Consider the following 745-nt stretch of genomic DNA (forward strand, 5'->3'; position numbering starts at 1 on the left):
TTTGCGGTGTCGGTTAAACTCAATTCCGCTGACTTTCAGCGTGGTGGCTTCTCTGAAGATGATGCACGCTATGTGATTGAACAGCTCAATAATGAAAAGATTGATTTAGTTGAGTTGTCTGGTGGTAGCTATGAAAGCCCTGCCATGCAAGGTCGTACAGCCGATGGACGAACACTTGCTCGTGAAGCTTACTTTTTAGAATTTGCCGAAGAGCTAAAACAAGTTGCCCAGATGCCATTAATGACGACAGGCGGTATTAAACGCAAACCAGTGGCAGAATCGGTGCTTGAGGCGGGTATCGATATGATTGGTATCGCGACTGGTCTTGCTCTAGAGCCGCGCTTGCCTGATATTTGGAAAACCGATCCGAATAAAACGGTCTCGATGCCTGAACCAAACTTTAGCGATAAGGCGATCTCCGCCTTGGCGACCATGGCGATTGTTCGCCGACAGTTGCAACGTCTAGGCAAGGGCAAAGCACCTAAAGCCGATGTTTCACCGCTGTTTACTCTAATCAAAGATCGAGTGCGTTTTGCACGCATGACGAAGCGTTATAACGCCAGAATCAGCGCTTAAAACCAAAGGTTTTATTGAAGCGTATGCTCTACATGACTGCCAATGATAATAAACTAAGGACTGGCCTCATGAGTTCATCGCATCTTAAGAGCATCTCGTTTTTCTTTTTCTGCTTGTGTCTATTTATATGGACCTCCACCACGGTAGCTGATGATCGTGGTGCGGAAGC

General features: G+C 46.7%; 1 pseudogene. It reads left to right on the top strand.

Features of this window, described 5'->3' with window-relative positions:
* Positions 1 to 576, top strand: a pseudogene (locus A3738_RS30570) (NADH oxidase); the annotation flags it as partial.
* Positions 577 to 745: the final 169 nt, after the last annotated feature.

Source organism: Oleiphilus sp. HI0066, assembly GCF_001635725.1.